This window comes from Lysinibacillus sp. RS10 (assembly GCF_041956855.1).
Classification (GTDB): domain Bacteria; phylum Bacillota; class Bacilli; order Bacillales_A; family Planococcaceae; genus Lysinibacillus; species Lysinibacillus xylanilyticus_A.
This window is the reverse complement of record NZ_CP167122.1, coordinates 3585376-3599514: the sequence shown is the minus strand read 5'-3', so window position 1 is coordinate 3599514 and position 14139 is coordinate 3585376. Positions and strand designations below refer to the sequence as shown.

Sequence of the window (14139 nt, the reverse complement as noted above, 5' to 3'; positions counted from 1 at the left end):
ATCTGAAGAACAAGCGAGGTTATAGTCAATGAAAAAGTTTGAGGAAAAAACGACAAAGACTACACCCATTTATGACGGGAAAATTGTGAAACTACAGATTGATGATGTCACATTACCGAATGGTCATGTTGCAAAAAGAGAAATTATTAAGCATCCGGGTGCAGTAGCGGTTATTGCTGTTACTGATGCAGGAAAATTAGTGTTAGTAGAGCAATACCGTAAAGCTTTAGAACGTTCCATAATTGAAATTCCAGCTGGAAAGCTTGAACCTGGTGAGGAACCGATTGTTACAGCACGCCGTGAATTAGAGGAAGAAACAGGTTACGGTGCTCAGAGCTTTACCTTTTTACAAGCATTTGCAACGTCACCAGGCTTCGCAGATGAAATCATTCATCTATTTGTGGCAAAAGAATTATATAAAATTGAAAACAAAGCAGATTTAGATGAAGATGAATTTGTCGATTTATTAGAAGTTTCGTTGGAAGAGGCGGGGCAAATGGTTGCAGATGAGCGTATATTTGACGCTAAGACAGCGTTTGCAGTACTTTGGCTGGCGACACAATAAGAAAATAAACTTTAGCATAATAGAAGAGGACGAGCATAAGCTGTACAAACCTTGATAGAAAAGGAGCATGTTTATGTCTCGTACGGTGTCTATATTTTATCACGCTTCCATTATTGCAGTAAGTTTCGTTTGTGGCGTTATCTTCTTTCATATTATTGGTGGGCCGAATGCAGAGCCTTTTATTTTATTTATAGAGCCTCGTTTAGCAGACGGGGACAGGCATTCTATATTTCGTTTAGTATTACCTGTTGCTGTTTCAATAGCTCTTGTGCTATTGCTTGCAACACATAGTGTTTTGAAGGTATTTGTCCGTGTAACCGTAGCGATGCGTGCAACCTTTTTTGGCTTTAGCTCGGTTTTTTTATTACAAAAACTTGAAGCCTTTTGGGTTTATACGATTTGGTGGTTTCCATTTCAGCTCATCTATTGTATATTGTTGCTAGTCCTATGCAATTTACTTGTACCAGCTTGGTCAAAGCGAAAAATCGGAAAAAATGTACATGGTCGGACAATATTGTTGAATTTTATCGCATTTTTCATCATAATAGTGGCTGAGTTTATTGTTATTACTTATGTATTAAAATGATGGAGATTATTCGCGTAAATTAACATCAGCTAAAAACATACAAAAGCTTATTTGAAATCTATACACTATCTTGTAATAGGATTTACTCCTTTGGTATAATGGAAAGAGTTTAGGGGGGCGTCACATGGAAAGCCGAATTGATCGTATAAAAAAACAGTTGCATAGTGCTAGTTATAAGCTGACGCCGCAGCGAGAAGCAACAGTTGCTGTACTGCTTGAGCACGAGGAAGACCACCTAAGTGCAGAAGACGTTTACCTTTTAGTAAAAGAAAAGGCACCAGAAATTGGTCTTGCTACTGTCTATAGAACGTTAGAGTTACTAACTGAGCTCAAAATTGTCGACAAAATCAACTTTGGCGATGGCGTTTCGCGCTATGATCTACGCCAAGAGGGAGCTGCGCATTTCCATCATCATCTTGTTTGTATCGAATGTGGTGCGGTTGATGAAATTCAAGAAGATTTACTTGAAGATGTGGAAGCCGTTGTGGAAAAACGTTGGAACTTTATCATTAAGGATCACCGACTAACTTTCCACGGCATTTGCTGGCGCTGTCATGATAATAACGACGAATCGAATGAAGAAAAATAACAAGAAGCTGTCTGTTTTAATCTTAAGTTTTAGATTGAATCAGGCGGTTTTTTGTTTTGTTTGAATAACAAATTATTTGGTTCTACAATATTTCAATTCTACCGAAAGGCTGAAGCGATGGATAGAAGAGTGGAAGTGACGGATAGAATCAATGAAGCGACGGATAGAACCGTCGAATCAATGGTTAGAACGCCATAAAGAGAAGGGTATTCACTAAGCTTCATATTGTGTCTCTCCCAAACATTTGATATAGCAACTTTACACTAGCGTTTGTAGAGTATTTTAATCATCTTCAATTAGAATAAGAGGGTGATTTAGCACAATTCTATTAGCCGTGCTAAAATAGAGAATAATTGACAGTAAGGGGGCGCTATGATGAATGAATTTCAATATGCAATAGAGGATTATATCCATTTTATCCAAGTAGAACGGCAGTTATCCGATAATACATTAGCATCCTATCGCCGAGACTTAGAAAATTATGTGAATTTTTTGCGGGAAGCTGAGGGTATGTCTGATTTTCGTAAAGTGGAGAGAATGACCATTTTACGTCATTTAGAACAGTTGCGAATGCAAGGAAAGACAAGTCGTACGGTTGCTCGCCATATCTCCTCTATTCGTAGTTTCCATCAATTTTTACTGCGAGAAAAGCGAGCGGAAACAGATCCGACAGTCCATTTAGAAATGCCAACCATTGAGCAAAAGCTCCCAAATATCCTCTCTATTGAAGAAATTGAAGCTTTATTAGTAGCACCAAATCGCAGCAAACCACAGGGCGTCCGGGACGTAGCCATGTTAGAGTTATTATATGGTTCAGGGATGCGCATTAGTGAGCTGATTGCTTTGGATTTAGCTGATATTCACCTAACGATGGGCTTTGTCCGTGTTTTTGGTAAGGGCGGCAAGGAGCGTATCATTCCACTTGGAAAAAGCGCCTTATCCGCATTAAGCACTTATTTAGATGGTGCACGGAGTCAATTACAAGGAAAATACCCAAAAACAGATGCGTTTTTCATTAATCAAAGAGGAAAACGTTTAACAAGGCAAGGTTGTTGGAAATTAATGAAGGAGCACGCTTTAAAGGCAGGTATCCAACATGAGTTAACGCCGCATATATTACGTCATTCCTTTGCAACACATTTAGTGGAAAATGGAGCTGATTTACGAGCAGTACAGGAGATGCTTGGACATGCAGATATTTCCACAACACAAATTTATACTCATATTAGTAAATCCCGACTATCAGAGGTATATAAGCAATTCCATCCACGCGCTTAAGAGAGAAATTTACGTTAGTCGGAGGTCTGACCTTTATTTTTCGCTGTTTTTTGATAAAATAAAGACAAGAGATTAGGAGGCAACAATTATGAATAAACCATTTAAAAAAATCCATGTAGTAGTATTGGACTCAGTTGGAATTGGTGAAGCTCCAGACGCAGCGGACTTTGGAGATGTGGGTTCACATACTCTTGGACATATCGCAGAAAAAATGAATGGGCTTACAATGCCACATATGGAGTCTTTCGGCTTAGCGAACATTGAACCGTTACAAGGTCTGCAAGCTACTGATAAACCAAAAGCGTTTTACGGAAAAATGCAAGAAGCATCTGTTGGTAAAGATACTATGACAGGGCATTGGGAAATCATGGGGTTGAATATTGATAAACCGTTTAAGGTATATCCTGAAGGATTCCCTGCAGAGCTTATTGCAGAGCTTGAAAAACGTACAGGCCGTAAAGTGCTATGCAATAAACCTGCAAGTGGGACACAAGTGATCGAGGACTTCGGCAAGGAGCATATGGAGACAGGAGCAATTATTGTCTATACATCTGCTGATCCTGTTTTGCAAATTGCTGCACATGAGGAAATTATACCGTTAGAGGAACTGTATAAAATTTGTGAAATTGCTCGTGAGCTAACATTGCAACCAGAATATTTAGTTGGCCGTGTGATTGCTCGTCCATTTGTCGGTACACCAGGAAACTTCACACGTACATCTAATCGTCATGACTATGCGTTAAAGCCATTTGGTCGTACAACGATGAATGTCCTAAAGGATGCAGGCTTAGATGTTATAGCAATCGGGAAAATTTCTGATATTTTCAATGGTGAAGGTGTCACAGATGCAGTACGTACGAAAAATAATATGGATGGTATGGATAAGTTTGCAGAGGTAGCGCGTCGTGATTTCCATGGTATGAGCTTCTTAAACTTAGTGGACTTTGATGCGAATTTTGGACATCGACGTGACCCACTAGGTTATGGTAACGCACTACAAGAATTTGATGCGCGTTTACCAGAAATTACTGAGGCAATGACAGAAGATGATTTACTAATCATTACAGCAGACCACGGTAATGATCCAACATTCCCTGGGACAGACCATACACGTGAATATGTACCGTTAATTATCTATTCACCACGCTTTAATGGTGGTAGCGAGCTAACACTTCGTGAAACTTTTGCAGATATTGCAGCGACAGTTGCTGAAAACTTCCAAGTAGAAGCACCAGCATTCGGTAAAAGTTTCTTAGGTGATTTAAAATAAGGGGGATCTATCGATATGAATATGGCACAGCTGTTTGAAAAGAAAAAGCAGGGCAAAGCGCTATCACAGGCTGAAATTCAGTATTTCGTAGAAGGCTACACTACTGGTTCAATTCCTGATTATCAAGCGAGTTCCCTATTAATGGCAATTCGCTTATTGGGCATGACAGATGATGAAATATTCTATTTAACGAAGGCAATGATAGAATCTGGTGATGTTATTGATTTAACATCTATTGAAGGGTTTAAAATTGATAAACACTCGACAGGTGGTGTAGGCGATAAAGTCACACTAATTGTCACGCCAATAATTGCCGCGCTAGATATTCCAGTGGCGAAATTTAGTGGCAAGGGTCTAGGCATTACAGGTGGTACAATCGATAAATTAGAATCGATTCGTGGCTTTAAAACGGAGCTTTCATCACAGGAATTTATCGACAATGTCAATAAACATAAAATTGCAGTTGCTGGTCAAACAGGTAATCTTGTACCAGCTGACAAAAAATTGTATGCATTACGAGATGTGACGGGTACTGTCGATTCAATTCCACTAATTGCCGCGTCCATCATGAGTAAGAAAATAGCAAGTGGTGCAGACGGCATTGTGCTCGATGTTAAATGTGGCTCTGGTGCATTTATGAAAACAGAAGAAGAAGCGCAAGTTTTAGCTGATACGATGACGGCAATTGGTGAAAAGCTAGGGCGTAAAGTAGTCGCGCATATTAGTGATATGGATAATCCATTAGGTAAAATGATTGGTAATAAGCTTGAAGTAGTAGAAGCATATGCTTTACTAAGTGGACGTATGGATGAAACACATGAGGATCTGCTTGAGGAATGTATTATTATTTCTTCGCTTATGTACCAGGTTGCAGCAGGAGTAAATGAGGCCGAAGCAACGGCAGCTGTTAAACGAGTGTTAGAGGATGGTTCAGCAGCTGCAAAATTTGATGAATTTATCGTAGCACAGGGTGGCGATTTAGCTGATCTTGTGCAAAAAGACACAGCAAACAAAGTAGCTGTCAAAGCGTCTTCTGAAGGCACTGTCGAGACGATTAATGCATTATTAATCGGAGAAGCAAGCGTTAGTCTTGGTGCAGGTCGATTAACAAAGGAATCTGAACTTGATTATGATGCAGGTATTCACTTGATTGCCAAAAAAGGCGACCCTGTTCGTACTGACGAACCGATTGCTTATTTACATTCAAATCGTCAAATTGATGAGGAAACAATCGAAAAAGTACAGCAAGCTTTTACAATAATATAAACAATATGAAGCGAGGACTCTCTTTAACAAAGGGGTTCTCGCTTTTTGCTGTTTTAAAAGAGGAAGTCGAAGTGGCGGAAGGAAGAGTCGAAATCGTGGATAGAACCGGCAAAGTCGTGGATAGAAGAGTCGAAATCGTGGATAGAACCGGCAAAGTCGTGGATAGAACCGGCCAAACGACGGAAAGAAGCTAGTGCAACGGAAAGAATAGTCGAAGCGACGGAAAGAAGAGCCCGAGCGATGGAAAGAAGAGCCCGAGCGACGGAAGGAAGAGTCGAAGCGACGGAAGGGAGAGTCAAAGTGACGGAAAGTAGAGCCAGAGCGACGAAAGGAAAAGCTAAAGCGACGGAAAGAAGGCAGAGCGACGGAAGGAAAGGCTCCAGCGACGGAAGGAAGAGTCGAAGCGACGGAAAGAAGAGCCCGAGCGACGGAAGGTAGATTCAAAGCGCCGGAAAGAAAAGCCGAAGCGACGGAAAGAGACCAGAGCGACGGAAAGAAGAGCCCGAGCGACGGAAGGAAGAGCCGAAGCGACGGAAGGAAGAGCCAAAACGACGGAAAGATGAGTCGAAGCGCCGGAAGGAAGCCAGAGCGACGGAAAGAAGAGCCAAAGCGACGGATAGAACCGGCAAAGTCGTGGATAGAACCGGCCAAACGACGGAAAGAAGCTGGAGCGACGGAAGGTAGATTCAAAGCGACGGAAAGAAAAGCCGAAGCGACGGAAAGAGACCAGAGCGACGGAAAGAAAAGCCCGAGCGCCGGAAGGAAGAGCCGAAGCGACGGATAGAACAGCCAAAGTCGTGGATAGAACCGGTAAAGTCGTGGATAGAAGAGTCGAAATCGTGGATAGAACCGGCCAAACGACGGAAAGTAGAGCCCGAGTGACGGAAGGAAGAGCCGAAGCGACGGAAGGAAAAGCTAAAACGACGGAAAGATGAGTCGAAGCGCCGGAAGGAAGCCAGAGCGACGGAAAGAAGAGCCCGAGCGAAGGAAGGAAAAGCTAAAACGACGGAAAGAACCGCCAAAGCAACGGATAGAACCGACAAAGCGACGGAAAAAAGCCGAAGCATCGGATTGAATCACCAAATAGACGGATAGACTTCGTAATAAGAAAGGAATTCTTTGCGCAAGCACAAAGCCTCTGAACGCAATTATGGATTATGCCTCGGGATAATTGATCATCATAATAATTCTTGTGAAAAGTGTCTGTTATGTTTAAAAAATGTTGATTTATCCCATACTGCACTTAACCTAAAAAGCTATAAGTATGTCGATTTGACACTATTTCGGAAGACTTTGCACTAGTTCTGTCAGCCGCAAGGATTCACCACATTGAATGTGGAATTGCACGAGGAGGAGGCGATGTTCATGCATTTTCAATTAGAAATGGTAACAAGAGAGACAGTGGTTATACGTTTATTTGGGGAGCTCGATCATCATGCAGTAGAGCAAATTCGAGCTAAAATATCTGCAGCAATTTTTCAGGGCGCTGTAACGACCATTATTTGGAACTTAGAGGGGCTTTCCTTTATGGATAGTTCAGGTGTAGGTTTAGTGCTTGGTCGAATGCGCGAGTTAGAGGCGGTCGCTGGACGAACAGTTTTATTGAATCCATCGCCGACAAATCGAAAAGTATTTCAATTTTCAGGTTTAGGGCCGTGGATGATGGATGCAACAGAAGAAGAAGCGATTGAGCGAGTTAGGGGGATTGTAAATGGATAACGAAATGACATTAACTTTTTTAGCACTTAGTGAAAATGAAGCCTTAGCGCGTGTAGCTGTGACAGGCTTTATCGCACAATTAGATCCAACTATTGATGAGCTGTCCGAATTTAAAACGGTTGTCTCAGAGGCTGTTTCTAATGCCATAATTCACGGTTATGAAGAGGATGGTAAAGGCGTTGTTACAGTTCATGCAAAACGTGAGGATGATATTGTAACCGTGTCTGTTTTGGATAAAGGGATTGGCATTGAGGATGTAAGCCAAGCTATGGAGCCGTTATATACGACGAAAAGTGCGATGGAACGTTCAGGTATGGGCTTTACAATTATGGATAGTTTTTCAGATCAGTTGACAGTAATGTCCAAGTGGCATGAAGGTACAACTGTCACGTTTACGAAGAAATTTTACTCGGTTCGAACAGCGGTAATGTGAGGTTGCGATTGTGAAGCCGCTAGAACAGTCGTCCGATAAGCTTTTGTCACAGGAAGAAATGCGAGATTTAATTGCACGTGCACAGCAGGGCGATCATGAGGCTCGTAAACGAATGATTGAGGGGAATACGAGGCTTGTGTGGTCTATCGTCCAACGCTTTACAAGTAGAGGTGTGGAGCTCGAGGATTTATTCCAAATTGGCTGCATAGGACTCATGAAGTCTGTGGATAAATTTGATCTAACGTATGATGTAAAGTTTTCGACATATGCTGTACCAATGATCATCGGTGAAATTCAGCGATTTCTAAGGGATGATGGTATGGTGAAAGTTAGCAGGTCTATTCGTGAGCTTAATTTTAAAATTCGTCATGCAACTGATGAATTCATTAAAAAAAATGAGCATCCGCCAACCATTCATGAGTTAGCACAGGTTCTTGGAGTCACAACTGAGGAAATTGTAACAGCTTCAGATGCATTGAGAGATCCTGCTTCATTGCATGAGCAATTGTATGAAAGTGAAGGCGATTCTATTACATTAATGGATCAGATGAAGGACGAAAAATCCGAGCAGCCATTTGACTATATTCCACTAAAAGAGGTGCTCACAAGACTTGAGCCTAGAGAGCAATCAATTATTTATTTACGATATTTCTCAGATTGTACCCAAACTGAAATTGCTAACAGGCTTGGCATATCACAAGTTCAGGTATCACGATTAGAGAAAAAAATTCTAGCCCAATTGAAAAATTGGATGGCCACAAGTGCCACAGTTGAACAGGAAGAAGTAAAAAAAGACATTTAAGAAAATGGTGACAGCATGACAAATAAACTATTTAACAGCTTAGAAGAAGCCGAAAGTTTTCTTAAAGAGCAATTTGGTGACGGCGAATCATTTGACGTTAATATTAAGCATTTATTTGTCAAAGATTTGCCGGTTCTTTGCGTATATATAAGCGGACTTGTAGATGGAGTAGTGTTAACACAATTACTCTCTAATATGATGCCTGATGAGGACATTGATGTTGAGGATGAAAAGGAGTATTTTGAAGCCTATTTCAATTTCCAAGGCAGATCAGAGGAAACGGAACGCAAAACCTTTTTAGTAGATACATTAAGTGGACAAGTAACCTTTGTAACTAAAAGTGGTTATGCCTATGTTGCTGATATTCGAAATTATCCAGGGCGTTCACCTGAGGAGCCTGACAATGAAAAGGTTATTCGTGGTTCTAGGGACGGCTTTATTGAAGGTATTTCACAAAATGTTGGTTTGGTTCGTCGGCGAATTCGTAATAGTAATTTACGTTTCGAGCTACATAAAATATCCGAAATCGGTCAAACCGATGTCGCACTTGCGTATATAAAGGGTATTGCGAATGATGAAATGCTCGATAAATTGCGACAGCGCCTTGGACAAATTCACCATGATGGCTTGACAATGGCTGATAAATCACTAGAGGAATGGCTGTTTAAACAAAAGTTCCATCCAGTGCCTTTTGTCCGTTATACGGAACGACCGGATATTACCGCAGCGCATTTACTAGAGGGCCATGTAGCCATTATGGTTGATACGTCTCCTTCCGTCATTATTGTGCCTGCAACTATTTTTCATTTACTGCAACACGCTGAGGAGTATAGACAGGCACCGACAGTTGGAACCTTTGTCCGTTTTATGCGCTATTTTGGGGTAATTGTGGGTTTATTATTATTGCCTTTATGGTATTTATTTGCAACGCATGGGACATATTTACCGGATGCGTTATCCTTTTTAGGTGAAAAGGAAAAATCGCATATCCCAATTTTACTGCAAATACTGATTGGAGATATAGGGATAGAATTTTTGAGGATGGCCGCCATTCATACCCCATCACCTTTATCGACTGCGATGGGGTTGGTTGCAGGTATAGTTATTGGTCAGATTGCAATTGATGTTGGGGTATTCTCTCCAGAAGTAGTGTTATATACAGCTATTTCAGCTATTCTGACATTTATTATTCCGTCTTATGAGCTAGGTATCTCCGTTAAATTCTTTAGACTAGGGTTATTAATAATGACTGGTATTTGGGGAGTTAATGGGTTATTTATCGGGATCTTTATCTTATTTACGTATTTATGTTCATTGCGTCCGATGCAAGCGCCGTATTTGTGGCCGCTTATTCCGTTCTTTCCGAATGCGATGCTTCGTGTACTTATCCGTTTCCCAATGACAGTAGATGCATTAAGACCTTATGTAGTCGATTCTAAACAGCGAAAAAGATCGTAGAAGCCGTTGCACTCGTTTTTTTCATGTGATAAAGTTCATCTATAGTATTTTGTGATTTTTGCAAAAATTATTTTTATTCAACAAAATACGACACGGTATTGAATGAAGTAATCCCTCTAAATAAGGATAGTAGCCTAAGATTGCTACATTCATTCTAAATTTGAGGTGCAATTGATCACAAGATGGAACGATGTGAAAAGGGAGAGATGCACATGCATTTATATGGAACACAAGCGATTTCTGAAGATGGTCATTTAACAATTGGACAGGTAGATACACTAGAGCTTGCAAAAGAGTATGGTACACCTTTATTTGTGTATGATACAGCGCTCATTCGAAAGCGTGCACGAAGCTTTATTGATACGTTTAAAAAACTAGGTGTAAAAGCAGAAGTAGCTTATGCTTCAAAAGCATTTGCATGTGTAGCTGTGTACCAATTAGCGGCAGAAGAAAATCTATCTTTAGATGTTGTCTCTGGAGGGGAATTATTTACAGCTTTAAAAGCTGGATTCCCTGCAGAGCGCATTCATTTCCATGGCAATAATAAAAGCATTGCTGAATTAGAATTAGCTTTTGACTCGAAAATCGGTTGTATTGTCGTGGATAACTTCTATGAAATTCAGCTTTTACAAGAGATTTCAGAGCGCCGTCAACAAAAAATGCGTATTTTACTACGTGTCACACCAGGAGTTGAGGCACATACACATGATTTTATTACGACAGGTCAAGCAGATTCTAAGTTTGGCTTTGACTTAAATAACGGTCAAGCAGATGAGGCTTTCCAACAAACTTTTAACCATGAATACCTAGAGCTTCTAGGACTACACTGCCATATCGGTTCTCAAATTTTTGACACAGCTGGCTTTGGCTTAGCAGGGAAAAAACTAATTGATAAAATTTCTGATTGGAACAAGTCTCACGATTTCACATGTACTGTGTTAAACTTAGGAGGGGGCTTCGGAATTCGTTATACTGAGGAAGATGCACCGCTTGAGCCGCAAGTATATGTAGAGGATATGATTACGGTTGTAAAGAACAAAGCGACTGTACTTGGTCTAACTATGCCGGAAATTTGGATTGAGCCAGGACGATCACTTGTAGGTGATGCAGGAACTTCACTGTATACAATTGGTTCACAAAAAACAGTACCTAATGTTCGTAAATATATTGCTGTCGATGGTGGCATGAGTGATAATATTCGTCCAGCATTATATGATGCGAAGTATGAGGCGGTCATTGCAAGTAAAGCGAATGAATCAAAAAATGAAACATATACAGTGGCTGGTAAGCTTTGTGAATCGGGCGATAAATTAATTATCGATGCTAAGCTTCAGGAAGCAACTTCTGGTGATGTGCTAGCAATCTTCTGTACAGGTGCTTACGGATATTCTATGGCGAGTAACTACAACCGTGTTCCACGCCCAGCAGTTGTGTTTGTAGAAAATGGCAAGCATCAATTAGCAATTCGACGCGAAAGTTATGAAGATATTGTACAAAACGATCTCCCGCTAACGTTAAAAAAGGGTGAGTAAATTTGAGAAAAAACAAATGGGTATTATTGGCGTCCATTTCAACTTTTATTTTGTTGTGGGGCGTTGTCTATTGGGTGTTGGCGTCTAAGGGTATTCTCGGACCTGGTTCGTAAGACAGAAATTGACTTGCGATACAAGTACAAATCGTGTAGGATAATCAAAGATTATGTACAGCTAGAAAAAGAGGGAATAGACAAATATGTTAATTCGATATAAAAAAGCTTTCGAGAAAATAGCAATGGGGCTACTCTCGTTTATGCCTAACGAAAAAGACATAAAAAAGCTCAAAGAGACAATCCACTCCTATGAAAATGATGATAATTGGGTTTTATATTTATGGAAAAAGAACGATGAGTATGTAGGCATTGTTGGACTTGTAACAGACAGTAATAGCATGGCTACGATTCAACATGTATCCGTTGTCCCTTCCTATAGAGGTGAGGGTGTTGCGAAGGAAATGCTGCAGGAAGTAGCAGACCTTGGCCAGTATGAAAGTGTGCGTGCAACAGAGGAAACGCGTAATATTGTTAAAAAATGTATAAATTGTATCGATGAAGAAGCAGACGATCATTGACGTCTGCTTTTTCTTTGTTTGCTTTCTTGTCGCTCTGCAAGAATATGTGAGCGGTCTCGAAGCATATGTTTATGAAGAAGAAAGTTAGAGCTACTTGATGGTAAAAGCGGTATACGTGCTAACGCTAATTCCTCCAATACGGGCGAAAGCGGAAGCTGAAATGCTTGGAAGGACTTGCCCATTCGGATAGCAGAAAGTGCATCTGATAGTTGTATTAGTAGTTTATCGTAGTCGATTTCGTCAAAAAAAATATGCCCCATATTATGTTGAAAATTATTGAGTGCTTTTTCTAATATTCGTGCAGCACCTATATAATTGTCACGTCGCCAATGATATAGACCTGTTGCGAGCTGTACGTAACCAACGAGAGGGTGCTTTTTATCACCTGGAGCAATATCCTTCCAGAATTCCTCAAGTACTTCATGGCATTCAAAAAAATCTTGATGACCATTGAAGTATGCGCAGTAGTCTATAAATAAAGTATGATGCTGTGGATGCATTTTGGACTCCTTTCCACTATACTAAAAGAACATAGAATCTCAGGGTGGTAAAACAATGTCTTATGAAGTAAAATTAGAAGCCTTTTCAGGGCCTCTTGATTTATTATTGCATTTAATTCACAGATTGGAAATTGATATTTATGATATCCCAATGGCTGAAATTACTCAACAATATATCGACCATATACATGCAATGCAGGTACTGGAGTTAAATGAGGCTAGTGAATATTTAGTGATGGCTGCAACATTATTAGCTATTAAAAGTCGTATGCTCTTGCCAATTCATGAAGGTGAGCTTGAAGATGCCGAATTAGAAGTCGACGGCCCAGACCCTCGTGAAGAACTGGTGCAACGTTTAATAGAGTATAAGAAATATAAAGAAGCAGCGAGTAGCCTGCAAGAGCTTGAAACAGATCGGGCACAGGTATTTACAAGGCCGCCAGCAGATTTATCAGAGTTAGCATCAGATGAGCAAATGGCGTTATTTGATTTGAACGTCAACATCTATGATATGCTTGGGGCCTTTCAAAAACTGATGCGTCGAAAAAAATTAAAAAAACCACTAAAAACAACTGTAGCGAGACAGGAACGCTCAGTGAAGGATCAAATGCGTTCAGTGGTTGATTCATTACGGTCTACAGGTGGACGTGCATCATTTTCCGAGCTTTTCCCCTATGAAGATAAGCCAACGCTTATTCTGACGTTTTTATCTCTTCTTGAACTGATGAAACGTCAGGTCGTCATCGTAGAGCAAGACGGTAACTTTGAAGAATTAACGGTTACTTTACAGAAGGAGGAATGGGATTATGACGAAAACAATAATGCTACAGAGTAGTATAGAAGCTTTATTATTTGTTGTAGGAGACGATGGCTTAACTATTAAACAATTATCGCAGCTTTTAGGCGAAGCGGATGAAATTGTAGTACAGGCAATGGAAGCGTTACGTACAACATATGAAGAAGATTTAGCTAGAGGCGTTACAGTGAAAGAAATAGCTGGCGTTTATCAGCTGATCACAAAATCAGAACTTGCAGATACGATTCAAAGATTAGTAGAAAATCCAACGGTTCAATCATTATCTCAAGCCTCACTCGAAGTACTTGCGATTGTGGCATACAAACAACCAATTACACGTGTGGCAATTGAAGATTTGCGCGGTGTGAAATGTGAAAGACCAATACAAACGCTCGCTTCTAGAGGGTTAATTAAGGAAGTTGGTCGCTCGGAAGGGACAGGACGTGCAATCTTATATGGTACTACAAAAGAATTCTTAAACTACTTTGGTTTAAATAGTATAGAAGAAATGCCGGCTTTACCTGAAGATGAGCTAGTTGAAACAGAGCAAGAAACCGATCTATTTATGACGAAATTCCAAGAAACTTTTAGTGGAGTAAAATAAATGAGCAAGGCCTAATTAACTTCTTTCAGCGGGGGAGCCGCTGTAAGAAGTTAAAGCCTCCGGCGGATGTCACGGAATTATGTCGAGGCATAATTGATAGGTATAATGCTTTGCTTGAAACATAAATATAATCTAGATTTCCAATTACTTTTAATAAGGAGTGGCTC

General features: G+C 40.4%; 19 protein-coding genes. 14 read left to right on the top strand and 5 right to left on the bottom strand.

The annotated features are described in order from the left end of the window. The first annotated feature begins 28 nt into the window (after positions 1-28). The 3 genes from ACB089_RS18375 (at position 29) to ACB089_RS18365 (ending at position 1740) form a co-directional block, all read left to right on the top strand. Positions 29-565 carry an NUDIX domain-containing protein gene (locus tag ACB089_RS18375; RefSeq protein ID WP_068983017.1) on the top strand — a complete coding sequence of 179 codons (537 nt, stop codon included), beginning with the start codon at positions 29-31 and terminating at the stop codon, positions 563-565. 73 nt (positions 566-638) lie between these two features. Then, positions 639-1151, top strand: a complete 513-nt coding sequence (locus ACB089_RS18370; RefSeq protein ID WP_374963321.1) for a hypothetical protein — start codon at positions 639-641, stop codon at positions 1149-1151. 124 nt (positions 1152-1275) lie between these two features. Beyond that, on the top strand, positions 1276-1740 hold the full coding sequence (locus ACB089_RS18365) for a Fur family transcriptional regulator (protein ID WP_374963319.1): 465 nt from the start codon (positions 1276-1278) through the stop codon (positions 1738-1740). Between the two features lie 98 nt (positions 1741-1838). On the opposite strand, the gene ACB089_RS18360 is transcribed toward ACB089_RS18365, so the two are convergent. Continuing rightward, positions 1839-1964, bottom strand: a complete 126-nt coding sequence (locus tag ACB089_RS18360; protein ID WP_374963317.1) for a hypothetical protein — start codon at positions 1962-1964, stop codon at positions 1839-1841. Between the two features lie 151 nt (positions 1965-2115). Here ACB089_RS18360 and xerD point away from each other — a divergent pair, with 151 nt between their 5' ends. From xerD to ACB089_RS18345, 3 genes are all read left to right on the top strand, one after another. Next, entirely contained in the window at positions 2116-3018 is a 903-nt protein-coding gene (xerD, locus tag ACB089_RS18355) for a site-specific tyrosine recombinase XerD (RefSeq protein ID WP_374967591.1), read from the top strand. Positions 3019-3106: 88 nt separating this feature from the next. Continuing rightward, positions 3107-4288 carry a phosphopentomutase gene (gene deoB, locus ACB089_RS18350; protein ID WP_374963316.1) on the top strand — a complete coding sequence of 394 codons (1182 nt, stop codon included), beginning with the start codon at positions 3107-3109 and terminating at the stop codon, positions 4286-4288. A gap of 15 nt (positions 4289-4303) precedes the next feature. Further along, a complete protein-coding gene (locus ACB089_RS18345) occupies positions 4304-5554 on the top strand; it encodes a thymidine phosphorylase (RefSeq protein ID WP_374963314.1) in 1251 nt (416 codons plus the stop codon). 53 nt (positions 5555-5607) lie between these two features. Here ACB089_RS18345 and ACB089_RS18340 read toward each other — a convergent pair whose 3' ends face one another. From ACB089_RS18340 to ACB089_RS18330, 3 genes are read right to left on the bottom strand one after another with little or no spacing between them, the layout of a single operon-like run. Then, complete coding sequence (locus ACB089_RS18340; RefSeq protein WP_374963313.1) at positions 5608-5853, bottom strand: hypothetical protein; 246 nt, start codon at positions 5851-5853, stop codon at positions 5608-5610. Between the two features lie 38 nt (positions 5854-5891). Continuing rightward, complete coding sequence (locus ACB089_RS18335; RefSeq protein WP_374963311.1) at positions 5892-6347, bottom strand: hypothetical protein; 456 nt, start codon at positions 6345-6347, stop codon at positions 5892-5894. Further along, positions 6241-6621, bottom strand: a complete 381-nt coding sequence (locus ACB089_RS18330) for a hypothetical protein (RefSeq protein WP_374963310.1) — start codon at positions 6619-6621, stop codon at positions 6241-6243. The genes ACB089_RS18335 and ACB089_RS18330 overlap by 107 nt, the downstream gene beginning before the upstream one ends. A 298-nt stretch (positions 6622-6919) precedes the next feature. On the opposite strand from ACB089_RS18330, the gene spoIIAA reads away from it, so the two are divergent. From spoIIAA to ACB089_RS18300, 6 genes are all read left to right on the top strand, one after another. After that, entirely contained in the window at positions 6920-7273 is a 354-nt protein-coding gene (gene spoIIAA / locus ACB089_RS18325; protein ID WP_068983010.1) for an anti-sigma F factor antagonist, read from the top strand. Continuing rightward, positions 7266-7706, top strand: coding sequence for an anti-sigma F factor (spoIIAB, locus tag ACB089_RS18320; protein ID WP_374963307.1), 441 nt, complete (start codon positions 7266-7268; stop codon positions 7704-7706). The genes spoIIAA and spoIIAB overlap by 8 nt, the downstream gene beginning before the upstream one ends. A 10-nt stretch (positions 7707-7716) precedes the next feature. Next, entirely contained in the window at positions 7717-8508 is a 792-nt protein-coding gene (gene sigF / locus ACB089_RS18315) for an RNA polymerase sporulation sigma factor SigF (RefSeq protein WP_368635322.1), read from the top strand. A 15-nt stretch (positions 8509-8523) separates the two neighbouring features. Further along, positions 8524-9966, top strand: coding sequence for a spore germination protein (locus ACB089_RS18310; RefSeq protein ID WP_374963305.1), 1443 nt, complete (start codon positions 8524-8526; stop codon positions 9964-9966). A gap of 212 nt (positions 9967-10178) precedes the next feature. Continuing rightward, complete coding sequence (gene lysA / locus ACB089_RS18305; protein WP_374963303.1) at positions 10179-11498, top strand: diaminopimelate decarboxylase; 1320 nt, start codon at positions 10179-10181, stop codon at positions 11496-11498. Between the two features lie 199 nt (positions 11499-11697). Next, positions 11698-12072: a GNAT family N-acetyltransferase gene (locus ACB089_RS18300; protein ID WP_374963301.1), complete on the top strand. Its 375-nt coding sequence runs from the start codon at positions 11698-11700 to the stop codon at positions 12070-12072. Here ACB089_RS18300 and ACB089_RS18295 read toward each other — a convergent pair. Next, positions 12066-12572, bottom strand: coding sequence for a DUF309 domain-containing protein (locus ACB089_RS18295; protein ID WP_374963299.1), 507 nt, complete (start codon positions 12570-12572; stop codon positions 12066-12068). The two genes, ACB089_RS18300 and ACB089_RS18295, sit on opposite strands and share 7 nt — an antisense overlap. Positions 12573-12627: 55 nt before the next feature. Here ACB089_RS18295 and ACB089_RS18290 point away from each other — a divergent pair, with 55 nt between their 5' ends. Both ACB089_RS18290 and scpB read left to right on the top strand, forming a co-directional pair. Further along, positions 12628-13407, top strand: a complete 780-nt coding sequence (locus ACB089_RS18290) for a segregation/condensation protein A (RefSeq protein ID WP_374963298.1) — start codon at positions 12628-12630, stop codon at positions 13405-13407. Next, positions 13379-13972, top strand: coding sequence for an SMC-Scp complex subunit ScpB (gene scpB, locus ACB089_RS18285; protein ID WP_374963296.1), 594 nt, complete (start codon positions 13379-13381; stop codon positions 13970-13972). Before ACB089_RS18290 ends, scpB begins: the two co-directional genes overlap by 29 nt. The last annotated feature ends 167 nt before the right edge of the window (positions 13973-14139 follow it).